This is a genomic window from Paracoccus broussonetiae, assembly GCF_031854425.1.
Classification (GTDB): domain Bacteria; phylum Pseudomonadota; class Alphaproteobacteria; order Rhodobacterales; family Rhodobacteraceae; genus Paracoccus; species Paracoccus broussonetiae.
In genome coordinates this window covers 253,878-277,078 of the sequence record NZ_JAVRQI010000006.1, presented here as the reverse complement: position 1 = coordinate 277,078, position 23,201 = coordinate 253,878, and the positions used below count along the sequence as shown (strand labels likewise).

16 protein-coding genes are annotated in these 23,201 nt (G+C 66.6%); 9 read left to right on the top strand and 7 right to left on the bottom strand.

Annotated elements, in window-relative coordinates; all coding sequences use genetic code 11:
* The first annotated feature begins 45 nt into the window (after positions 1-45).
* A complete protein-coding gene (locus tag RM190_RS10020) occupies positions 46-1,002 on the top strand; it encodes a phosphate acetyltransferase (protein ID WP_311759292.1) in 957 nt (318 codons plus the stop codon).
* A gap of 25 nt (positions 1,003-1,027) precedes the next feature.
* Here the strand turns inward: RM190_RS10020 and RM190_RS10015 are convergent, their stop codons facing one another.
* From RM190_RS10015 to RM190_RS10000, 4 genes are all read right to left on the bottom strand, one after another.
* A complete protein-coding gene (locus RM190_RS10015) occupies positions 1,028-2,413 on the bottom strand; it encodes an efflux transporter outer membrane subunit (RefSeq protein ID WP_311759287.1) in 1,386 nt (461 codons plus the stop codon).
* Between the two features lie 100 nt (positions 2,414-2,513).
* Positions 2,514-5,639: an efflux RND transporter permease subunit gene (locus RM190_RS10010; protein WP_311759286.1), complete on the bottom strand. Its 3,126-nt coding sequence runs from the start codon at positions 5,637-5,639 to the stop codon at positions 2,514-2,516.
* Positions 5,640-5,645: 6 nt separating this feature from the next.
* Positions 5,646-6,869 (bottom strand): efflux RND transporter periplasmic adaptor subunit, encoded by a 1,224-nt coding sequence (locus RM190_RS10005; RefSeq protein WP_311759285.1) that lies wholly within the window; start codon positions 6,867-6,869, stop codon positions 5,646-5,648.
* Between the two features lie 89 nt (positions 6,870-6,958).
* Positions 6,959-7,531, bottom strand: coding sequence for a TetR/AcrR family transcriptional regulator (locus tag RM190_RS10000; protein ID WP_311759284.1), 573 nt, complete (start codon positions 7,529-7,531; stop codon positions 6,959-6,961).
* A gap of 142 nt (positions 7,532-7,673) precedes the next feature.
* On the opposite strand from RM190_RS10000, the gene RM190_RS09995 reads away from it, so the two are divergent.
* The gene (locus tag RM190_RS09995; RefSeq protein ID WP_311759283.1) at positions 7,674-8,417 is read left to right on the top strand and encodes a FadR/GntR family transcriptional regulator; all 744 of its coding nucleotides are present in this window, start codon (positions 7,674-7,676) and stop codon (positions 8,415-8,417) included.
* Here the strand turns inward: RM190_RS09995 and RM190_RS09990 are convergent.
* Entirely contained in the window at positions 8,414-9,175 is a 762-nt protein-coding gene (locus RM190_RS09990; RefSeq protein ID WP_311759282.1) for an IclR family transcriptional regulator domain-containing protein, read from the bottom strand. The two genes, RM190_RS09995 and RM190_RS09990, sit on opposite strands and share 4 nt — an antisense overlap.
* A gap of 125 nt (positions 9,176-9,300) precedes the next feature.
* On the opposite strand from RM190_RS09990, the gene RM190_RS09985 reads away from it, so the two are divergent.
* From RM190_RS09985 to RM190_RS09955, 7 genes are all read left to right on the top strand, one after another.
* A complete protein-coding gene (locus RM190_RS09985) occupies positions 9,301-10,035 on the top strand; it encodes a 3-oxoacid CoA-transferase subunit A (RefSeq protein WP_311759281.1) in 735 nt (244 codons plus the stop codon).
* Positions 10,032-10,703 carry a 3-oxoacid CoA-transferase subunit B gene (locus tag RM190_RS09980; protein WP_311759280.1) on the top strand — a complete coding sequence of 224 codons (672 nt, stop codon included), beginning with the start codon at positions 10,032-10,034 and terminating at the stop codon, positions 10,701-10,703. The genes RM190_RS09985 and RM190_RS09980 overlap by 4 nt, the downstream gene beginning before the upstream one ends.
* Position 10,704: 1 nt before the next feature.
* Complete coding sequence (gene pcaF / locus RM190_RS09975; protein WP_311759279.1) at positions 10,705-11,904, top strand: 3-oxoadipyl-CoA thiolase; 1,200 nt, start codon at positions 10,705-10,707, stop codon at positions 11,902-11,904.
* A gap of 210 nt (positions 11,905-12,114) precedes the next feature.
* The gene (locus tag RM190_RS09970; RefSeq protein WP_311759278.1) at positions 12,115-13,572 is read left to right on the top strand and encodes an amino acid permease; all 1,458 of its coding nucleotides are present in this window, start codon (positions 12,115-12,117) and stop codon (positions 13,570-13,572) included.
* Positions 13,569-14,504, top strand: a complete 936-nt coding sequence (locus tag RM190_RS09965; RefSeq protein WP_311759277.1) for an asparaginase — start codon at positions 13,569-13,571, stop codon at positions 14,502-14,504. The genes RM190_RS09970 and RM190_RS09965 overlap by 4 nt, the downstream gene beginning before the upstream one ends.
* A gap of 92 nt (positions 14,505-14,596) precedes the next feature.
* Positions 14,597-15,589 (top strand): FUSC family protein, encoded by a 993-nt coding sequence (locus tag RM190_RS09960; RefSeq protein ID WP_311759276.1) that lies wholly within the window; start codon positions 14,597-14,599, stop codon positions 15,587-15,589.
* An 80-nt stretch (positions 15,590-15,669) separates the two neighbouring features.
* On the top strand, positions 15,670-17,124 hold the full coding sequence (locus RM190_RS09955; protein WP_311759275.1) for an amidase: 1,455 nt from the start codon (positions 15,670-15,672) through the stop codon (positions 17,122-17,124).
* Positions 17,125-17,127: 3 nt separating this feature from the next.
* On the opposite strand, the gene RM190_RS09950 is transcribed toward RM190_RS09955, so the two are convergent.
* Together RM190_RS09950 and RM190_RS09945 are read right to left on the bottom strand one after the other, a co-directional pair.
* Entirely contained in the window at positions 17,128-17,781 is a 654-nt protein-coding gene (locus tag RM190_RS09950; RefSeq protein WP_311759274.1) for an RraA family protein, read from the bottom strand.
* A gap of 81 nt (positions 17,782-17,862) precedes the next feature.
* Entirely contained in the window at positions 17,863-23,145 is a 5,283-nt protein-coding gene (locus RM190_RS09945; protein WP_311759273.1) for a DUF4011 domain-containing protein, read from the bottom strand.
* Positions 23,146-23,201 lie beyond the last annotated feature (56 nt).

Genomic DNA, 23,201 nt, shown 5'->3' with positions numbered 1-23,201 from the left:
GAAAACACCGCATCGCGCACCGCAATACTTTCGGAAAGTCCTGCCATGAAACCGCTTGAACGCATCTATGAAGCCGCCCGCGCCCGCCCGCGCCACATCATTCTGCCCGAAGGCGAGGATCCCCGTGTGGCCGAGGCGGCGGCCCGGCTGGTCGACCAGGGGCTGGCGCGCGTGACGCTGATGAACGGTCCGGCGCTGAACGGGGTCGAAACGATCAGGCCCGCCGACGCGCCCGACCTGCCGGAGCTGGCGGATCACTGGTACCAGATGCGCGCCCATCGCGGCCTGTGCCCCGACCGCGCGCTGGAGGAAATGCGCGACCCAATCCGGCAGGCGGCGATGCGGGTCCGGCTGGGTCAGGCGGACGGAACCCTGGGCGGCGCCGTCGCGACCACGGCCGAAACCGTGCGCGCCGCGCTGCAGATCATCGGGCGCGCGCCCGAGGCCGGGATCGTGTCGAGCTTTTTCCTGATGCTTTCCTGCGGTCCCGAGGCCCCGATCAAGGGCGGCATGATCTTTGCCGATTGCGGGCTGGTGATCGCGCCCGACGCGGCCGAGCTTGCGGCCATCGCGCTGTCCGCCGCGGCAAGCTGCCGCCGCATCCTGGCCGAAGAGCCGCGGGTGGCGCTGCTGTCCTTTTCGACCGCGGGGTCGGCCGATCACCCCAGCCTTGGGCGCATCCGAGAGGCGCTGGCACGCATCCGCGAGGCCGACCCGACGCTGGAAGTCGATGGAGAACTGCAATTCGACGCCGCCCTTGACGACGCCGTCCGGGCCAAGAAGGCGCCGGGAAGCTGCCTGACGGGACGCCCGAACGTGTTCATCTTTCCGGATCTCGCCTCGGGCAATATCGGCTACAAGATCGCGCAGCGTCTGGGTGGGCTGACCGCCATCGGACCGATCCTTCAGGGGCTGGCGCGCCCCGCGAATGATCTGTCGCGGGGCTGCTCGACCGAGGATATCATCGCTGCGACCGCGATCACGGCGGCGCAGGTCGCCTGAGCGCGGGCCAGACGGCCCGCGCGGCTCATTTCGCGGAAACGCCGACGCCCCCGGCCGAGGCTGCGCTCAGCTGGACGAAGTGCAGCGCCTGCTGGCGCACCGCGTCGGCCAGATCCTGACGCGCCGACAAAAGGGTCCGTTCGGCGTCGAGCACCGGGAAGAAACCGGCCTCGCCCAATTCATAGGACGTGCGGGCCAGATCCACGGATTCGCTGGCATTGTCGACCAGCCGGCTTTGCGCCGAAACGGCGCGTGCGTCGCGGTTGTAGCCGGCCAGCGCATTCTCGACCTCTTCCACGGCCTTGAGGACCGAGGCCTGCCAGGCCAGTCGTGACTGTTCGGCCCGGGCCTGCGCTGCCGAAAGCCGCGCCTTGTTCGCACCGCCCGTGAACAGCGGAACCGAGATCTGCGGTCCGAAACCCCAGGTCTTGAGGCTGCCGCCCCCCGCCAGGTCGATCGGCGTGACCGAACCGGAAAGCGTCAGCTTGGGATAGAAGGCCGCCTCGGCCTCGCCCACCGCGGACACGGCCGCGGACAGGTTGCGTTCGGCGACACGAACGTCGGGACGGACACGGACGACATCGGCGGGGACGCCCACGCTGGCCTTGTAACGGGCACGGGGCTGGCTGCCACCCTTGCGCAGTCGCGCGGCCAGGTCGGCGCTGTGGCCCGCGGTCAGGGTCGCAAGCCGGTTGACCGACTGGTCGAAGCCCATTTCCAGCGCGGGAAGCGCAGCTTCGGCCTGCGTCACCAGCTGTTCGGCCTGCAGCACCTCGACCCGGCTGACGCTGCCCAGAACGTCCTGTTCGCGGGTCAGGGCCAGCGTGCGCTTGCGGCTGTCAAGGCTTTGCCGCGTCAGTGACACCGCCTGCTGATAGAAGCGTGCGTCGACATAGGCCGTGGCAATCGCGCTGGCCACCGTCAGACGGGCGACCTCGGCGGACAGATAGGCGGCGTCGACCTGTGCGGCCGCGCCTTCGCGCGCGGCGCGGTTCGCCCCGAAGATGTCGATCATCCACGAGACGCCCAGCGTCGCCGAGGACGACTCGGCGATCGAAACGCCGCTGTCGCTGATGCCCCGGTTCGCCGCGCCCTCAAGCTGGACCTGCGGCAGGTCGTTTGCGCCGACCAGGCGGGCGTTTGCCTGGGCTTCACGGATCACCGCGACGGCGGTCTGCACGTCAAGGTTTCGCGCAAGCCCCGCCTGGACCAGGCTGTCAAGCTGGCTGTCACGGAAGGCGGACCACCATGCATTGGACCCTGCGCGGCGGGCCGGGGAATCCGCCGCGAAACGCGCAGGCAGATCGGGCTCCGGCGCGGTATAGGCGACGGGCGAACATGCCGCCAGCGCAAGGGCCGAGACGAGCCCCCCCAGAAGCAGGCGGCGGGACGAATTGTAGGCTTGGGTCATTCGGGTCACTCGAAGAGTTGGTGCGCCCCCTCGGGGCACTTTGGAAAGGGCACGGGCGGCACCCGGAAAGGGGCCGCCCGCGCAGTGTCAGGCCAGGCTGTCAGCCCGCGGAACCGGCTTGCCGGGCTTCATCCCTGCCCCGCCGTGTCAGACGGCTGAAAAGGTCCAGCACGAAGACGAAGAATACCGGGACGAAGAACACCGCAAGGATGGTGGCGGCAATCATCCCCCCGATCACGCCAGTGCCGATGGCGTTCTGGCTGGCCGCGGACGGGCCGGTCGCAATGGCCAAGGGGACCACGCCCAGCGTGAAGGCCAGCGAGGTCATCAGGATCGGACGGAAGCGCAGGCGCGCCGCCTCGACCGCAGCCTCGATCAGGGTCTTGCCTTCCTCGCGCAATTCCTTGGCGAATTCGACGATCAGGATGGCGTTCTTGGCCGACAGGCCGATGATCGCGATCAGACCCACCTTGAAGTAGATGTCGTTGGGCATTCCGCGGAGCATCACGGCAGCCACGCAGCCCAGCACGCCCAGCGGCACCACCAGCATCACCGAAAGCGGGATGGACCAGCTTTCGTAAAGCCCCGAGAGCAGCAGGAAGACGAACAGCACGCTCATCGCGAACAGCAGCGTCGATTGCGAGCCGGACTGGATCTCTTCCAGCGACTGGCCGGTCCATTCATAGCCGAAGCCCTGCGGCAGTGCCTGCGCCAGGCGCTCCATCTCGGCCATCGCGGCGCCCGAGCTGAAGCCCGGCGCGGCAGAGCCTGCGATGCGGATCGACGGATAGCCGTTATAGCCCACCACCTGCGAAGCGCCCTGTTCCCAGTTCACGCTGGCGAAGGAGGAAAACGGCACCATGCCACCCTGCGAATTGCGCGCGGTCAGTTTCAGGATATCCTCGGCCTGCATCCGGGAACCTTCATCGGCCTGCACCATCACGCGCTGCATCTTGCCCGCATTCGGGAAGTCGTTGACATAGGCCGAGCCGAGGTATTGCGAGATCGTCGCCGAGATATCGGCAAAGGTCACGCCAAAGGCATTCGCCTTTTCACGGTCGATGGTGACGAAGACCTGCGCCGCATCCGGCAGCCCCTCGATCCGCAGACCGGTGACGATGCCGCCTTTCTGCGCCTCGGCGATCATCTGCTGGGCCGCGGCCTTCAGGGCCTCTTGCCCCTGCCCGCCACGGTCCTGCAACCGGAAGCTGAAGCCGCCCGTGGTGCCGAAACCCGGAATGGGCGGCGGCGACAGCGCGAAAGCCTGCGCATCCTTATAGGTGAACAGCTCCATGTTCGCGCCGCCCGCGATATCTTGCGCGGATTGCGTGCGGTCGGCCCAGTCCTTGAAGGTGACGAAGATCAGGCCGGCATTCGGACCCTGCCCCGAGAAGCTGAAGCCACGGATGGCGACGACGTTCTCGACCGCGTCATTCCTCAGATACATCTGCGTCGCCGAAGACAGCACCTCGTCGGTCCGGTTCGAACTGGCGGTGGGCGGCGTCTGGACGTCGGTGATGATGAAACCCTGATCCTCGTTCGGCAGGAAGCTGGTCGGCAGGCGGACAAAGCCCGCGGCCGTCACCCCGACCAGCACCAGGTAAAAGGCCATCATCACCAGCCGCCGCCGCGTCACCATGCTGACACTGCCGGCATAGCGACGGGTCAGGCGGTCGAAATTGCGGTTGAACCAGCCGAAGAAGCCTTTCCGTTCATGATGCCCCGTAACCGGCTTCAGGAAGGTCGCGCAAAGCGCCGGGGTCAGCGTCAGCGCCAGGAAGGCCGAGAACAGGATCGCGACCACCATCGTCAGCGCGAACTGGCGATAGATGATGCCGGACGAGCCGGGGAAAAAGGCCATGGGGATGAACACCGCCGCAAGGACCAGCGTGATCCCGACGATGGCGCCCGAAATCTGGCCCATTGCCTTCTGCGTCGCTTCTCGTGGGGGCAGGCCCTCGGTCGCCATGATCCTTTCCACGTTCTCGATCACGACGATGGCGTCATCGACAAGGATGCCGATGGCCAGCACCATAGCGAACATGGTCAGCACGTTGATCGAGAAGCCCGCGACCAGCATGACCGAGATCGTTCCCATCAGCGCGATCGGCACAACGATGGTCGGGATCAGGGTATAGCGGAAGTTCTGCAGGAACAGGAACATCACGACGAAGACCAGCGCCACGGCCTCGACCAGCGTATGCAGCACCTTCTCGATCGAGGCCTCGACAAAGGGGGTGGTGTCATAGGGGATCGAATAGCTCATGCCCTGCGGGAAGAAGCGCGACAGCTCTTCCATCTTCTGGTGCACCGCCTCGGATGTGTTCAGCGCGTTGCCGGTCGTCGAAAGCTGGATGCCGATGGCGGCAGCCGGCTTGCCATTGATGTTCGAGGCGAAGCTGTAGGTCTCAGCCCCGATCTCGATCCGGGCGACGTCGCGCAGCAGAACGGCAGAACCGTCGGCATTGGCGCGCAGAACGATCTTGCCGAATTCCTCGGGATCGTCCAGCTGCCCCTTCATCAGCACGGTCGCGGTCAGCTGCTGCCCCATCGGGTTCGGGTCCGCGCCGACCTTGCCCGCCGCGACCTGCGCGTTCTGGGCACGGATGGCAGCCACGACCTCGTCGGTCGACAGGTTCAGGCCGGTCATCTTGTCGGGATCGATCCAGATACGAAGCGCGCGTTCCGGTGCAAAGACCTGCGCCCGGCCAACGCCCTCGATCCGGCGGATCTCGCCCGCGACGTTGCGGTTGATATAGTCGCCAAGCGCGATGTCGTTGAAGCTGCCATCCTGCGAGGTCAGCGCGACCATCATCAGGAAGCCTGAGCCGGCCTCTTCAACCAGGACGCCCTGGTCAACCACACTTTGCGGCAGCAGGGGTTCAACGCGGGCGACGGCGTTCTGCACGTCCACCTGGGCGCGCGCGACATCGGTGCCCGGCTCGAACGTCGCGGTGATCGACATCGCGCCCGAGCTGTCCGAAACGGATTCGTAATAGGCAAGACCCTCGACGCCGTTCAGCTCATCCTCGATGGGCTGGGCGACGGACTGGTTGATCTCGCCCGGCGCGGCACCGGTATAGGAGGTCGAGATGGTGATCTGCGGCCAGGCGACCTGCGGATATTGCGCGACCGGCATCGCTGGCAACGAGATCAGCCCGGCGATCACGATGAAAATCGAGATCACCCAGGCCAGCACGGGCCTGGTGATGAAGAATTGTGCCATGCTCCCTTATCCCTGTTGCGCGGCCTTGGCCTTGTCCGATGCGGGGGCCGGGGTGGCCGCTGCCTCGTCGGCTTTGGCAGCAGGCGCATCGGCGGCGGTTTCCGCGCCGTTTCCGGCGTCGGCACCCGCCTCGGCCTTGGCCGAGGCAGCCTCGACCGGCTCGGCCACGACCTTGGCATCCGGGTGAAGCTTCTGCGCACCCGCAACGACGACCTTGTCGCCCGCCTGCAGGCCATCCTCGACCAGCCAGCTGTTGTCGCTGGTCTGGCCCAGCCGGACATCGCGACGTTCGACCGTGTCTGCATCCTTCATGACATAGACATAGGCCCGGCCCGCCTGGTCACGCTGCACCGCCATCTGCGGAATGGTCAGCGCGTTCTGGCGCACCGCCTGTTCGATCCGCGCGCGGACGTAAAGACCGGGCAACAGGTCGCCATCGGGGTTCGGGAATTCGGCCCGCAGCGTGATCTGCCCCGTGGTGCTGTCCACGCTGGCTTCCGAGAAAAGCAGCTTGCCCGAATGGGCGTATTCGCTGCCATCGTCAAAGACCAGCTCGACGCGCGCCTCGTCCGGCGTGGCCATGACCAGCGTGCCCGCATCGCGCGCGCGGCGCAGTGCGAACAGGTCCGACGAGGATTGCGTCACGTCGACATAGACGGGATCCAGCTGATGGATGGTCGCCATGATATCGTTCTGCGCATTGACCAGCGCGCCTTCCGTCACCAGCGCACGACCGACAACGCCCGAGATCGGGGCGGTGACGTCGGTATAGCCCAGGTTCAGCTGCGCTTCCTGCAGCGCGGCGCGGGCAATGGAGACATCCGCCTCGGCCTGGGCCAAGGTCGTCGTCGCGTTTTCAAGATCGACGCCGGCAGTCACCTTGCGTTCGCGCAGGGCGGCGGCGCGGTGCATCTGGTCTTCCGCGTTCTGGCGGGCGGCCTCGGCACGGGCCAGCGTCGCCTCGGCGCTGGCGACGCGCACGGCGAAGGGCGCCGGATCGATCTTGTAAAGGACATCGCCTTCCTTGATCTGGCTGCCCTGTTCGAAGATGCGGCTGACGACGATGCCGCCGACGCGCGGACGCACCTCGGCCATGCGGGTCGCCGCGACGCGGCCCGGCAATTCGTTCACGACCGGAAGCGGTCCGGGTTTCAGGGTCTGCACGCTGACGATGGCAGGCGGCATCTGCTGGGCATGGACCGGCGCCGCGAGCAGCAAAAGACCGGCCATCAGGCAGGAAAGCCTGCCAGGCGTTTTATCGAAGCACATATGTCTGACCTTCAGATCAGGAGGGGGAGGAGCGAAGGGAGAGGTCGGAGTCAGTCTGAAGAGGGCGGCGCACCTTTGTCGCTTTCGGCGATGGCCATCAGGTCATCAAGGATCTCGTTGCGGGTGATCTGGTCGAAGCGGTGAAGATCGTAGAACTCAAGAAATGCCAACCCATGCAGGGTCAGCAGCGTGCGCAGCATCTTGTAGGGCTCGGCCGCCTCGGTGCGGATATTGTCCGCGTCGCGGCGCATTTCCGCCCGCATGATGTCGCGGCACTCCGCATTCGCCCCCATCCCGACGCTGAGAAGCAGCGCCATCGCGATGTCCTCTTCGGTGGGCGCGGTGCGGAATTCCTCGATCAGGGCTTTCAGGCAGGAGTTCGGCTGGCCTTCGAAACGCGCGCGCGCGGCGTCGAACTTTTCGCGATGCTGGGCAAGCTGATGGCGGGTGAATGCGGCCAGCAGGCCGGCCTTGGTCTCGCAGTCGTAGACGACGCTGGACTTGCTGACGCCCGCTTCCTTGGCGACGGCATCGATGCTCAGCCCGCTGATGCCGTCGCGACGTGCGACAGCCTCGACGGCCTTCATCAGCTCTTCGCGATCGATCGTGCGCTTGCGTCCCATCGGCTCCCGCCATTTTTTCAATACGACCGTTCGTAAATAAATCCTTTAGACCCGTCAACCCGCCGCGTCGTTGCCGTGGCAGAGTGACGCCCAAGCCATTGCCCCTTGTCATTCTATCGGCCAGACTGGGGCGCTTCAAAGCATGAAAGTCGAGATGAGCTTGTCGGACTGGTTGACAGAAAAAGCACCGATCAGTCGCAAGAACGCGGCAGAGGTCGTGTTCGAGGATCTGCGCGGCGCGATCCTGGGGGGCCGCGTCGCGGTCGGAAGTCGACTGCCTTCCGAGTCGCGTCTGGCCGAGGCTTATGGCGTCAGCCGCCCGATCATCCGTGAAGCCATGCGCTCGCTGCAAACGCTGGGACTGACCCGCAGCCGCAGCGGCAGCGGCAGTTTCGTCATCTCGGCCACCCAGCGCAGCGAACTGGATTACGGGACGATCTCGGCGCGCGATCTGGTCGAGGCCCGCCCGCATATCGAGATCCCGGCCGCCGGCTGGGCTGCGCTGCGCCGCACCGATGCGCAGGTCGCGCGGCTTCTTGACCTGTGCGACGGGATGGAGCGCGAGACGGATTCCCTGACCTGGGTCCGGCTGGACTCCGATTTCCACTGCCAGATTGCCGAAGCCTCGCAGAACGCGCTTTTCGCGCGCGTCGTGCAGGAATCGCGCGAGGCGCTGATGCAGCAATCCGAACTGGTGAACCTGATGGCGGATCGGCGCATCGCCTCGAACCGGGAACACCGCCGGATTGCCGAGGCGATTTCGCGCGGCGACGAGTCCGGCGCAGTCGACGCCATGCGTGACCATCTGGGCGAAGTCGAGCGCGCCATGACCTGGATCGCGACCTCATCGGCCCCGCGCGGCGGGACCAGCGAACCGTCGAGCTAGCGCAAGAGCCCCCGCAGATCGGCCTGCAACCGCATCAGATGCGGCAGGAAGCGTGTGCGCAGATCCTCGACCGTCGCATGGGCCGCCGGCAGGCCGACATTGACCGCAGCGACCACCCTGCCCCGCCCGTTCAGCAGCGGCACCGCGATGGAACGCAGACCCATCTCGACCTCCTGATCGATGACCGCGTGCCCGTCGCGACGCACCCGGGCCAACTCCTCAAGCAGCTGGCCGGCATCGGTCAGGGTCAGGGGCGTGCGCGCCGGAAAGGGCGCCATCGCCAGCAGCGGCTGCAATTCCGCCTCGGACAGCGCCGCCAGCATCACCCGCCCCATCGAGGTGCACCATGCCGGCAGCCGCGAGCCGGGCATCAAGGCAATGGACATGACCCGGCGCTGCGCCGCGCGGGCGACATAGACGATCTCGGCCCCGTCGAGGATCGAGACTGACGAGCTTTCGCCGATCTCCTCGGACAGCCGATCAAGGTTTGGCTGGACGATCTGGGGCAGCGGCATCGTCGCAAGGCAGGCCGTCCCCAGCCGCAGCACCCGCGGCGTCAGGGTGAAGAACTTGCCGTCGTAATCGGCATAGCCACCCTGTGCCAGCGTCAGCAGGCAGCGCCGCGCCGTGGCCCGGTCCAGCCCCGAGGCCGCCGCGACCTCGACGATGGACTGGCGGGGATGTTCGGCGGTGAAGGTCTCGATCACGCGCAGCCCCTTGGCAAGGCCGCCCATCAGATCGCGGTCGTTGATGCTCATCCCGGCCCCGCTGTGCGATATGCGAACAAACGACAGCATATCGCACAAACCGCATGGACGGAAGCCGTCCCGGTTGTGTAGGCCATCCGTGCAGACCTGCGGCCTTGGCCCGCACAGGAGGACCCATGGACAAGACCCTTCCCGATCTTGCCGCCGCTGTGGCGGGGATCGAAGACGGAATGACGGTGATGATCGGCGGCTTCGGCGGCTCGGGCGCACCGATCGAACTGATCCACGCGCTGATCGACCGCTTCCTGGCGACGGGTAGCCCCAAGAACCTGACGGTTGTTAACAACAACGCCGGGAACGGGCATGTCGGGCTGGCGGCACTGATCGAACAGGGCATGGTCGCGAAGCTGATCTGCTCCTTCCCGCGGTCCGCCGACCCCCGCGTCTTCACCGAGCTTTACCTGGCCGGAAAGATCGAACTGGAACTGGTCCCGCAGGGTACCTTGGCCGAACGCATCCGCGCGGGCGGGGCTGGCATCCCGGCCTTCTATACCCCCACCAGCTTTGGCACCGATCTGGCCAAGGGCAAACCCGTCGAGGAATTTGAAGGGCGTCCCTATGTCCAGGAACGCTGGCTGAAGGCCGATTACGCGCTGGTCAAGGCCGACAAGGGCGACAAGCTTGGCAACCTGACCTATCGCATGGCGGCGCGGAACTTCGGGCCGCTGATGTGCATGGCCGCCCGCACCGCCATCGTGCAGGTCGGAGAGCTGGTCGAACCGGGCGCCATCGATCCCGAAACCGTCATCACTCCCGGCATCTTCGTGCAGGGCGTGGTCGAGGTCGCGAACCCCGCGCAGGAAGAAGCCCTTAACCGCGCCAATGCCGTCTATCCGGAGGTCGCAGAATGACCACGAAACTCACCTCGACCCAGATCGCATGGCGCGCGGCGCAGGACATTGCCGACGGCGCCTATGTCAACCTGGGCATTGGCTTCCCCGAGATGGTGGCGAAATTCCAGCCCCCCGGCCGTCAGGCGATCTTTCACACCGAAAACGGCATTCTTGGCTTTGGCGAGGCTCCCGCCCCCGGCGAAGAGGACTGGGATCTGATCAACGCCGGCAAGAAGGCCGTGACGATCAAGCCCGGCACCGCGTTTTTCCATCACGCCGACAGCTTCGCCATGGTGCGCGGCGGGCATCTGGATGTCGCGATCCTTGGCGCCTATGAGGTCGCCGAGACCGGCGATCTGGCGAACTGGTCGACCGGCCCCAAGGGTGTCCCTGCAGTTGGCGGCGCAATGGATCTGGTCCATGGCGCGAAGCGCGTGGCCGTCATCACCGAGCATGTGACCAAGGATGGCAAGCCGAAGCTGGTCCAGAAATGCGCGCTGCCGCTGACCGGTGTTGGCTGCGTCACCCGCGTCTATACCTCGCTCGCGGTGGTCGATGTCCGGGACGGTCGCTTCGTCCTGATCGAAAAGCTGCCCTCGATGTCCTTCGACGAGCTACAATCCCTGACCGGCGCAACCCTGCATCTGGATGGCGATGTCGCCGACCTGATCGTTCCGGAGCTGTGAGATGACCGAAGTCTATATCTGCGACTATATCCGCACCCCCATCGGGCGCTTCGGCGGCGCTTTGTCTGCCGTGCGTGCCGACGATCTGGGCGCGGTCCCGCTGCGCGCGCTGATGGAGCGCAATCAGGGCGTCGACTGGGCGGCCGTCGATGACGTGATCTATGGCTGCGCCAACCAGGCCGGAGAGGACAACCGCAACGTCGCCCGCATGTCCGCCTTGCTGGCCGGGCTGCCGGTCGAGGTGACGGGCACCACGATCAACCGGCTCTGCGGATCGGGCATGGATGCGGTCCTTGCCGCCGCGCGCCAGATCATGGCCGGCGAGGCCGAGTTGATGATCGCGGGCGGGGTCGAGTCAATGTCGCGCGCCCCCTTCGTCATGCCCAAGGCCGAGACCGCGTTTTCGCGCGCGGCCGAAATCCATGACACCACGATTGGCTGGCGCTTCATCAACCCCTTGATGAAAAAGCAATATGGCGTGGATTCCATGCCGCAGACCGGCCAGAACGTCGCCGATGATTTCGGCATCTCGCGCGAGGCGCAGGATGCCATGGCTCTGGCCTCGCAAGGCAAGGCCGCGGACGCGCAAGCCAATGGCCGTCTGGCGCGCGAGATCATCTCGGTGACCATCCCCCAGCGCAAGGGCGATCCGGTCGTGGTAGATCGCGACGAACATCCCCGCGCCACCACGCCCGAGGCACTGGCCAAGCTGCGCCCGCTGTTCGAAAACGGCTCGGTCACGGCGGGCAATGCCTCGGGTGTGAACGATGGGGCGGCGGCGCTGATCCTGGCCTCGGAGGCGGCGGCGCGGAAATACGGGCTGACCCCGATCGCGCGCGTCCTGGGCGGTGCGACTGCGGGCGTTCCCCCGCGCATCATGGGAATCGGTCCCGCGCCCGCATCGAAGAAACTGATGTCCCGGCTTGGCCTGGTGCAGTCCGATTTCGACGTGATCGAGTTGAATGAGGCCTTCGCGGCGCAGGGTCTGGCGACATTGCGCGACCTTGGGATCGCCGATGATGATCCGCGCGTGAACCCCAATGGTGGCGCTATCGCACTGGGCCATCCGCTGGGCATGTCGGGTGCCCGCATCACCGGGACAGCCGCGCTGGAGTTGCAGCTAACCGGTGGGAAACGCTCGCTTTCCACGATGTGCATCGGCGTGGGCCAAGGCATCGCCATCGCGCTGGAACGCGTCTGATCCCCGTTTCCACCGCCTTTGCCGGGCGGTGGATTGGTATTATACTGCCGCGGTCCGAGCTTCGGGCCGCGGCATGTTTTTTTCTTGACGACGAAGTTTCGCCGCGAGTAAACGCCAGATCTGTCAGACAGCTTGTCAGCATTGCACCCCGAAGAGGGCAGGCCCGGCCGGACCTGCCTGCCCAGCGAAACGCGACGGGACGGAGATCACATGGCACTTCAAGAGAATTCGACGCCTGCAGAGGGGCAGGTCTTTGCCGCGGAAGAGGCGGGCTTTCACAAGGCGCTGAAGCCGCGGCAGATCCAGATGATCGCCATCGGTGGCGCCATCGGCACGGGACTGTTCCTGGGCGCGGGCGGACGGCTTGCCGTTGCCGGGCCCTCGCTAGTGCTGATCTATGCCCTTTGCGGCTTTTTCGCCTTTCTGGTCCTGCGCGCCCTGGGCGAGCTGATCATGCACCGACCCAGTTCGGGGTCTTTCGTGTCCTATGCCCGCGAGTTCTATGGCGAGAAGATGGCCTTCGCGGCGGGCTGGATGTACTGGCTGAACTGGGCGATGACCTCGGTCGCGGACGTGACCGCCGTCGCCGTCTACATGAACTTCTTCAAGGCCTATGTGCCTTGGCTTGCAGGCATCGACCAATGGATGTTCGCCCTTGCCGCGCTGGTCGTCGTGCTGGCGATGAACATGCTGTCGGTCAAGGTCTTCGGCGAGCTTGAGTTCTGGTTCAGCCTTATCAAGGTCCTGTCGCTGGTCCTGTTCCTGGCCATCGGCATCTGGTTCGTCCTGACCGGCACGCCGGTCGGCGGCCATACCCCCGGCCTGCACCTGATCTCGCAAGAGGGCGGCTGGTTTCCACATGGCATCATGCCCGCGCTGGTCGTGATCCAGGGGGTCGTCTTCGCCTATGCCTCGATCGAGCTGATCGGCACCACCGCGGGCGAAACCGAAGACCCGCGCGAGGTCATGCCCCGCGCGATCCGCACGGTCGTCTTCCGGCTGGTCGTCTTCTATGTCGGCTCGGTCCTGCTGCTGACGCTGCTGTTGCCCTATACCGCCTACAAATCGGGCGAGAGCCCCTTCGTCACCTTCTTCGGTGCGATCGGGGTCGAGGGTGCGGATGTCATCATGAACCTGGTGGTCCTGACCGCCGTGCTGTCGTCGCTGAACGCGGGCCTGTATTCCACCGGACGCATCCTGCATTCGATGGCGGTTGCCGGCTCGGCCCCCCGGTCGCTGGCGCGGATGAACCGGCAGGGTGTGCCCTATATGGGAATCATGGTCACGGCGGGCGTCACCGTCCTTGGGGTGATCCTGAACGCGGTCGTGCCCTCGCAAGCCTTCGAGATCGCGATGAACGTCGCGGCGCTTGGCATCATCACCGCCTGGGGTGTGATCGTGCTGTGCCAATTGAAGCTGTGGCACCTGGCGCGGCATGGCAAGATCGCGCGCCCGGACTTCCGCATGTTCGGCGCACCCTATACCGGGATCGCGACGCTGGCCTTCCTGCTGGGGGTCGTTGTGTTGATGGCCTTCGATTACCCTATCGGCACCTGGACCGTTGCGCTGCTGGTCATCATCGTTCCCGCGCTGATCGTCGGCTGGTATCTGGCCCGTGACCGCATCAATACTCTGGCGAAGACCGGAAAGACGGAGTTCCATCTGTGACGTCGCCCGAGAATACCCCCTTGGTCGCGGTCATCGCGACCGGGGGCACCATTGCCAGCCGCAAGGACCGGGACGGTGCCGCCAGCCCCAGCCTCAGCGGGCAGGACCTGCTGGACATTCTGCCACCGATGCCCCTGCGGCTGCGCGCGGTCGAGCTGCTGGCCAAGGATTCCTCGTGCCTGACGCTGGCTGACATGCAGGCGATCAGCGACCGCGTGGGGGCCGAACTGGCCGACCCTGCGGTTTCCGGCGTGGTCGTCCTGCACGGCACCGACGCGATGGAGGAAACCGCACTGCTGCTGCACCTGCGTCATGGCGCAGGAAAGCCGGTGATCCTGACCGGCGCGCAATTCTCGGCCGACAGTCCGAATGCGGATGGACCGCGGAACCTGCATGACGCCCTGCTGTCCGCGTTGGATGGCACCGGCGTGCGCGTGGTCTTTGGCGGTCGCGCGCTTCCGGCCTGGGGGCTTTACAAGCTTGCCTCGGACCGCGCCGATGCCTTTGCGCAGGCGGCGACTGGTGCCGCGGCGAGCGCGCCCGACCTGCCCCCCCTGCCGCGCCCGGTCGCCGAGATGCGGGTCGACATCGTCGCCCTGCATCCGGGTGGCGACGCGGTGCATCTGGACGCGAGCCTTGAGGCAGGTGCGCGTGGGATCGTCCTTGCCGCCCTGGGATCGGGCAATGGGACGCCGGAAATCGTCGAAGCCGTCACCCGCGCCCGCGCGCGCGGTGTGCCGGTCGTCGTCAGCAGCCGCGTTCCGGAAGGCAGGCTTGCCCCGGCCTATGGCGGCGGGGGCGGCGGCCACGACCTTGCACTGGCGGGTGCCATCCATTCGAGGCTGCTGCGTCCCGGGCAGGCACGCATCCTGCTGGCCGCGCTGCTTGCGAATGGCTGCGACGCCAAGGACATCAGTGCCGCCTTTGCCTGAACGGCTCCGGATCTGAACAATCGGTTGCATTCCGCTGCCCCCTGTCGCACCAACGGGGACAGCAAGCCGCACCAAGATCCGAGCGCCGTTCCATGAACCCCGCCTTTTCCTGGGCGCTGCGCGCCCTGCAACTCTTTGCCGCCGCCTCGATCTCGCTGGTGATCGCCGTGCAGCTTGGCCTGCACAATCCTTTCTGGGCCGCAATGCCGGTCTGGGTCGTGGCCCAGCCCCATCGCGAGGATCTTCTGCTGCGCGCGATCCTGCGGGTGGCGGGAACGGCCCTGGGTGCGGTTCTGGGGTGGTGGGCGCTGACCCTGCTGCCCGATGCGGGGCCAAGGATCCTTGTGCTGGGACTGGCCGTCGGGCTGGGTACTGCGATCGCCTATTGGATCGGCTCTGTCTACAGCTATGGCGTCCTTCTGGCCGCAATCACGGTCGCCGTCGTGCTGGTGCCGGCGATGGACCATCCGGTGGATGCCGCGGCGCTGGCATTGGACCGGATCTGGTGCACCATGATCGGAGTCGTCGCGGTCACTGTGATCACCTTCCTGTTCACCCCGCCCCGGCCGGAACCACTGCCCCCACGCCGCGCCCCCAGGATTGGCGCGGTGATCGGGCATGGACTGATCGCGGCAGGCGCGGCGATGGCGGGCACGCTGGTATTACTGCTCATCGGCGGGCCTGCCGGGGTGGGCACCGCCCTGTCGCTCAGCATCTTCAGCCTGATCATCGGGTCCAACCGCAATCCCGCCCCGATCCTGACCTATATGCCACCGGCGTCGGCGATCGGGGTGGCGGCCGCGCTTGGCTATCGCGGGCTGGATTTCCTGCTGCCCGATCCGGCAGGAATGGCACTGGCGCTGGCCCTGCCCTTCATCGCGGCGGGGGCAATCCTGCGCGCCCATCCACGCACTGCGCCCCTGGGCCTTGATGCGAACATGTGCTTCCTGCTGGCCGCCGAGGCGGGAACCAAGGGACACGGATTCGGCGCGCATGTGCTGGGCGGGTTGGCGCTGGTGCTGTCTGCTTATGCCTTCACCGCATTTTTCCGACGCTTCGGCACGACCCCGCCGCCCGCGGGTTAGGGCGCGCGACAGCCCCGCTTGAGGTCGGGGGGGAATTCTGCTGATCTTTCGCCCAGAAATTGAGGCCGGAGAGATTTGCCATGACCGCCCCCGTGATCCCCCCATCGGATTCCCTGACCACCCTGACGGCGCTGGAACTGAGCCGCGGGATCCACGCGCGCGAATTTTCCTGTGCCGAGGTGATGGGCGCGTATCTGGACCGGATCGAGCGGCTGAACCCCCGCTTCAACGCCCTGATCTCGATGCGCCCGCGGGACGACCTGATGGCCGAGGCGCGCTTGGCGGATGACGAGATTGCCGCCGGGCGTTCGCGCGGCTGGATGCACGGGTTGCCGCAAGCGCCCAAGGATCTCAGCGACACTGCCGGGATTGCGACCGTCATGGGTTCTCCGGCGATGAAGGGGCGCGTGCCGACGGCGGATTCGATCCAGGTCGAACGTATCCGCGCCGCGGGCGCCATCCTGATCGGCAAGACCAATACACCGGAATTCGGTCTTGGCTCGCATACCTACAACCCGGTCTTCGGCACCACGCTTGGGGCATGGGACACGGCCCGCAGTGCCGGCGGCAGCTCGGGCGGCGCAGCGGTGGCGCTGGCCACCGGGATGCTTCCGGTCGCGGATGGCAGCGACATGATGGGATCGCTGCGCAATCCGGCGGGGTGGAACAACGTCTATGGCTTCCGCCCGTCATTCGGCAGGGTGCCCGGCGCGGGGCCGGACCTTTACCTGAATCAGCTGGCCTGCGACGGGCCGATGGGGCGCAACGTCGCGGATCTTGCCATGCTGCTGGCGACGCAGGCGGGACATGATCCCCGCGACCCCCTGTCGCTTGCGGGCGACGGGCAGGAATTCGCGCAGCCCCTGGACGCCGAGGTCAAAGGCAGGCGGATCGGCTGGCTGGGCGATCTGGACGGCTATCTTGCGACCGAACCCGGCCTGATCGAGACCTGCGAAACCGCGCTTGCCCAGTTCGAGACGCTTGGCTGCAAGGTCGAGCCGGTCGGCATCGGTTTCGCGATGGAGCGGCTGTGGACATCCTGGATCACGCTTCGGAACTGGCTCGTCGCGGGCAAGCTGGGGGCGCTTTACGACAATCCCGCCACCCGTGACCTGCTGAAGCCCGAGGCAATCTGGGAAATCGAGCAAGGTCGCAGCCTGACCGCGACGCAGGTCCACACCGCTTCGGTCGAGCGCAGCGCCTGGTTCAGACACCTGCGCGGGCTTTACCGGGACTACGACGCGCTGGTCCTGCCCACCGCGCAGCTTTTCGCATTCGATTCTGACCTGCATTGGCCGACCGAGATCGCGGGTCGCGCCATGGATACCTATCACCGCTGGATGGAGGTCGTGATCCCGGCCAGCATGGCGGGCCTTCCAGCCCTTGCGGTCCCGGCGGGCTTTGGCGCCAGCGGCCTGCCCATCGGGTTGCAGATCATGGGGCCGCATCTTGGCGACCGCGCGATACTGGAACTGGGCCATGCCTATGACATGGTCCAGCCCCATACCTCGCGGATCAATCCGCTGCTGTCCTGACAGTCAGGACAGGTTGAAGATCCTGGCAATGGGCTCGTCGGCGGCAAGGCGACGGGTCCATTCCGCCTCAAGGATCAGCTTCGCCTCGGCCGGGCCGATCAGGTCAAGCAGGTGCCCGGGCGTCAGCGCGGCAAGCCCGTCATCATCCCCGATGATGATGTCGCCGGGCGAGACACGGCAACCGCCGATGGTGACGGGCACGTTCACTTCGGTCGTCGCAGCCCCGGTCGGCCCGCGCGGGTTGATGTGGCGGGCATAGACCGACAGCCCCTCCATCGCCGCCAGCGCACCCGTATCGCGCACCGCGCCGTCGCACACGATCCCCGCCGCCCCGATGCGGTGCAGATGGCCGCCCAGAATATCGCCGATCATCGCCCAAGCAGCTTCCCCGCCCGCGTCGATAACCAGCACATCGCCCCGCTGCATCGTCCCGATGGCGCGCAGGACCGCCCCGAAATCGGGGGGTGCACAGCGCGCCGTCACCGCGCGCCCGAACAGCGCGGGCTGCTGTCCCGCCGGTTTCAGGGGCCGCAGCGCGATGTCGATCTGGCATTCTGCCGCAAGGTCGACAATGACTGGGACCGGAATCCGGGACCAGCGCCGCAGAGGCTCGGCGTCGATCCGGTCGGTTGTCGGGGCTTGCGTCGTCTCGCTCACGGCAGAGATCCTTTCGGTGCTTGGATTACGGGCGGCAGGTTGACCCGGATCGGGGCAAGGGTGAAGCCCCGATTTCGTCCCCTATTCCGGATCCTGCCCGACCTCTTGCGGCTGCTGGTCGCAGGGCACATCCGCAATGTCGGTCGTGGGTTCGGCGGCAGCCCGGCGCGCGCGATCCGCCTCCAGCGCCTGACGCAGGGCGGCATCGACGCGGGCCGCGGCCTCGACCGGGTGACGGAACCAGTCGGTCGACCAGATGCGGAAAATGGTCCAGCCCAACCCCTCCAGCACGGACTGTCGGACACGGTCGCGATCCCGCGCCGTCGCCGCGCTGTGATAGGCCGCGCCGTCGCATTCGATCCCGGCCAGCCAGGCCCCGGCCCGATCGGGATGGCGCACGCCAAGGTCGATACGGAAACCCGATACGCCGATCTGGCTGTGAACCTCCCAGCCCTTCGCGGCCAGGGCATCACGAACCCCAGCCTCAAAGGGTGACTCAACGGCGCCCAGCGATCCCTGATCCTGCGCCGCAAGCGCAACCGCGCCACGCTGCGCGAAGTCCAGGAAGGCCTTCAGGTCGCGCACCCCGCGCGCCCGCGTCCGGCCAAGATCGATCTGGTCCGCCGCGACCGAGCTGAAGACGTGCAGCTCAGCCCTTGCCCGCGTCGCCGCGACGTTCAGCCGCCTTTCGCCGCCGTCATTGTTCAGCGCCCCGAAGCTCATCGAGATCTTGCCGGCGGGATCGGGGCCGAAGGTAATCGAGAACATCATCACGTCGCGTTCGTCGCCCTGGATGTTCTCAAGATTCTTGACGATCACCGGCTCTTCCCGCTCGTCCGAGAAGAACCACTCCAGTTCGGGCGCGGTCTTGCGTTCGGCATCCAGCAGGTCAAGGATCAGGCCCTGCTGCTGGCTGTTGAAGGTGATGACGCCGAGCGTCGGCCGCGCGACCTCGGGCAGATCCAACCAGTCGGTCAGCCGCTCGCGGATCGCGGAAACGATGGCGCGGGCCTCTTCGGCATTGGTGCGACCCTGTCCGCGCAGATAGACACCCTTGACCGGATGCAGCCGCACGGCCTGTCCCGACGCTTCGGGAGAGGGGAAAGTGACCAGCCTGCCGTCATAGTAATTGTGGTTGGAAAAGGCGATCAGTGCCTCGTCGCGGCTGCGGTAATGCCAGTTCAGGCGATGGGTCGGAATCCCCGCCGCCCCGACCTCGTCAAGAATCGAGGGCATGTCGCGTTCATATTCGGCGATCTCGGCCACCTGATCCTCGGTATCGTCGCCGCGCCCGAAGAAATTCGTCGGCGGCAATTGCTTGGGATCCCCCACGATGATCGCCTGACGCCCGCGCGCCACGGCCCCGATCGCGTCCCAGGTCGAGATCTGCGAGGCCTCGTCGAAGATCACCAGATCGAATTGCGCCTGACCGGCGGGCAGGTACTGCGCCACCGACAGGGGCGACATCAGCACGCAAGGCGCCAGCTTCGGGAAGCTGTCCGGCATCTGCCCGATCAGGCCCCGGATGCTGGCGGTGGGCCGCTGCAGGCCCAGCTGATGGCGCAGCACCCCAAGTTCAGAGCGTCGCGGCACGCTGTCGCGGGCGGGAAGGTCGTTGGACAGGCGTCGCATCACCTCGGCCGGGGCAAGGTCGGTCATCGACTGGTCAAGGGCGCGGAAATGCCCGATCAGCGCGTCATGCTCCCAATGCGCAAAGCCGCGAAGTTCGGCAGAGGCATCGATGGCCAACCGTAGCCACCAAGCCATGTAACCGCGTTCGAACGCAGTGGCGCTATCCTCAAGGCACGTTCCGGACAGGACCGCATCGACCAGCGGGGCAAGTCCCGCCGCTTCGGCCTGCTGGCGCGCGGCCAGCCATTTCATCCAGTCCGCGAACCGAGGAGCCAGCGCCTCGACCTCAGCCAGCAGGGCCAGAATCTGAGGATGGTCGGCATCGGCCTGTCCGCCCGCAACGGCGAAGGCCGCGACACCGGCCCGGACGTTATCCAATGCGGCGGCAAGGCGACGCAGCAACGGCGCAAGGGAGCCACCATCCGCGCCGCTCAATTCGCGGCGATGCTGCACCATTTGGGGCGCGGCGATGCCCGCTGTGATCAGGCGCTCCTCTAGCGCGAGATGGGCCTCGGCGGCATCCAGCGCGGCATCGATTGCCGCTAGATCGCTCGCCTCGCCCGCGAAGCCCGAAAGTCCGGCAAGGTCCCAGGCCGCGATCTGCGCCAGCAGCGGCTGAAGGTCGCGCAGTGCAGGCAGGTCGGTCGCAGGATCGGCGATTCCGCCGGAGGCATAGGTCTGAAGCAACTTGCGCAACTTCGACTGCGCCAGTGCGCCCAATGGCCAGAACTTGGTCTGCGCCTCGCGCCATTGCAGCTCCAGCGCATCCAGCGGCAGGCGGGCGATGGTGTCATCGCCATAGCTTGCGGACAGTGCGCCACGCGCCCGCCGACAGGCGGCGATGGTGTCACGCAGCATGGCCGCCGCCTGTCGCAGCGCGGCGGGACCGGACAGCGCTGCGGGTTCAACCGCTTTTTGCCCCAGCCGGGCAGCGGGTAGAGCGTCAAGCACGGAAATCAGCACCGGCGCATCCGCAATCGGTGCTGCATGACCCAGCGCCCGCGCCAGAGCGACGCGCGAGGCGCCCAGTTCATCAAGCGCAAGCCGCAGGTTCCGCGCAGCGTCGATGAACCCGTCCTGCCAGCCGAACGACCATTCGGTCGCCCGCAACAGCGCCAGCGGTCCGGTCGGGTCAAGATCGGCGACAACCGCATGGCGCGTACCCAGATCGCGGGCCAGCGCGGACAGGCGTGCAAAGCTGTCGGCGTCGTGGCAATCCTTGCCCGCAAAGCGCAGCGGCAGCGGCTTTGGACCGCCCACGACCCGCCCGATCGCCTGAAATACGCTGAAACCCTGGGTTCCGGGCCGGTGCAGCGCCGTGACATAGGCGTTCAGCTGGTCACGGGACAGGCGCAGATCGTCGGTCACGCGGACCCACTGGCCGCCGTCCGGTTCGATTGCCCGGTCCCAGGACCGGCCAAGCTGGCCCAGCACCGCCTTGCGGTCGGCCTTGTTCGAATGCAGCTCCAGAACGGCGCTGCCCAGTCCCAGACGTTCCAGTCGGCGCTGCACCACGTCCAGAGCCGCGGCCTTTTCGGCGACGAACAGCACCGTCCGGCCCCGGCCAAGCTGGTCGGCGATGATATTCGCGATGGTCTGGCTTTTTCCGGTGCCCGGCGGGCCGATCAGGACGAAATCCCGCCCTTCGGCCGCGGCAAGCACGGCCGCAAGCTGCGAGCTGTCGGCGGGCAGCGGCGCCAGCAGATCCGCGGGGGCAAGCTGGCTGTCGATGCGCGAGGGATGCGGCATCGGCTCGGCCGCGCCGGCAAAGGCCTCGGTCGGGCTGTCAAGCAGATGCCGGACCAGAGGGCTTTCGCGCAGGCTGTCGGCACGATCAACAAGATCCTTCCACATCAGATATTTGGCAAAGGAGAAGGTCGATAGCGCGCATTCCTCGACCAGTTCGAAACCGGCCACGTCGCGGACGCGCTGGCGCACGATTGCGAAGATGCGGGACAGGTCCAGCCCACTTTCGTCACGCGGCAAGTCCTCCTCAAGCTCGGGGATGCGCAACTCGAAATCCCGCTTGAGCATCTCGAGCAGGGTCGCGTTGATGCGCACCTCGTCCTCGATCTGGGCAAGCCGGAATTCTGACTGGGCCGAGCGCCGCTCAAGCCGGACGGGCATCAGGACCAGCGGCGCGCGGAAATGGCGGGTGTCACTGTCTCCGCGACGCCAGCGCAGAAAACCCGCCGCAAGGAACAGGGTGTTCGTGCCCCCTTCCTGCACGTCGCTGCGGGCGCGGCGGAACAGCTCGGTCAGACGCGCCGCCATCTCGGTCGCGCCCAAGGGCACGGCAATCTGGCCCTTGTCCAGCGCGTCGCGGGCCAGTTCATCCTCGATCCGGCGCAATTCATCGGCGGGCAGTTCGCGCCCTGACCCCGCCTTTTCGTCCTTGAGCGCAAGCAGGCGATAAGCCCGCCCGCGCGACAGCTGATCCTCAAGCGCGGCAAGGTCGGGGCAGACCATGGGCACACTGGTCCGCGTCTCGCGATAGTTCAGCAACTTGTTCGAAAGCGACAGGTCCAGCAGCTTGCGCTGCCACCTTTCGATGCGGCCCAATGCAGTCGAGGGGATCTCTTCGGCCAGTTCGCCCGGCAAAAGACCCGCATCCAGCGGGCGCGGCAGGGCGGCGGGCGCCGTCGGATCCTGCTCGCCATCCTCTGCGGGCAGGTCGCGATGGCTGGCCAGCGGACGGATGCGCGCAGCGCGGGCACGGTTGATGTCCACCGCCTGGACGAATTCGGTTTCGATCTCTTCGGCCAGGCGGTCACGGCCTGCAGCCACGGCTTCTTCGAAGCCGATGCCGGGACGATGCGTCAGCAGGGTCGTCTCGACCGGGACGAATTCGCGCGAGACCGAGGCTTTGCGGACTGCCACCACGTCCGGTTCGACCAGCTGGCCGAAATCCTTCGGCACAAGCCAGACCCCAAGCCAGGCATGGCCGCGAGAAAACAGGACCGAGGCGTTCAGCCCCGCCGCCTCATAAGCCGCGGCCAGCAGGAGCGTCGAATCGAGGCAGGTTGCAAGGCCAGCCGAAACGATCCGCTCGGGGTCGCGGATCCGCTGTCCGCGTTCTTCGAACGAAGCGGGTGGCACGGCATAGCTGAGCCCAAGACCGGTGGCCGCGGACCAGATCGCGCCCGCCACCATCCAGACCTTGCGCGGATCGCCGGATTGATAGCCATCCAGCGCCGCGGAATGTCCGGCTGCCTCAAGCAGGGCGGCCGCCTGTTTCAGAAGCCGCGCCACCTGCGGATGGTTGGGCGAGACGAAGGCGGCAAGGATGTTGTCCATCTCGCCCAGTCCGCCCCATTCGTCGCGGGCCAGAAGTTCGACCTGAACCCGGCTGTCGCCTGCCGGAGCGTCGCCAACGGTTACGCGAAACTCAAGCTGGCCAATCTCGGCCTCGTCCAGCCCGCCCAGAAAGGCGGTATCAAGCGTGGTGTCCAGGCCGCCCAGCTCGATCTCGGCGCCCGGCGCGATCTCGTCGATGCGCCACTGCTTTTCGCGCAGAAAGGCGGGCGTCGCGCCCAGTGTCAGCACCACGTCGCGCAAACTGGTTTTGCCCGGATTGGCAATGCGCAGGCCGCGCAGGACCGAGACCCCGTTCTGCGAGCAGGCAAAATTGACCTTTCCCCTCACCTCTGGTGTCACAACCGGCCAGGGCGTCGGCGCATCCTCGGGGTTGACGGGCGCGGCGACGGTCGGGGGCATCAGATGGTCTTGCATGAAGTTCAGTCGGGAAATCTCTGGATTCGTTGACACAGGGATAGTGCCTGTGTCGC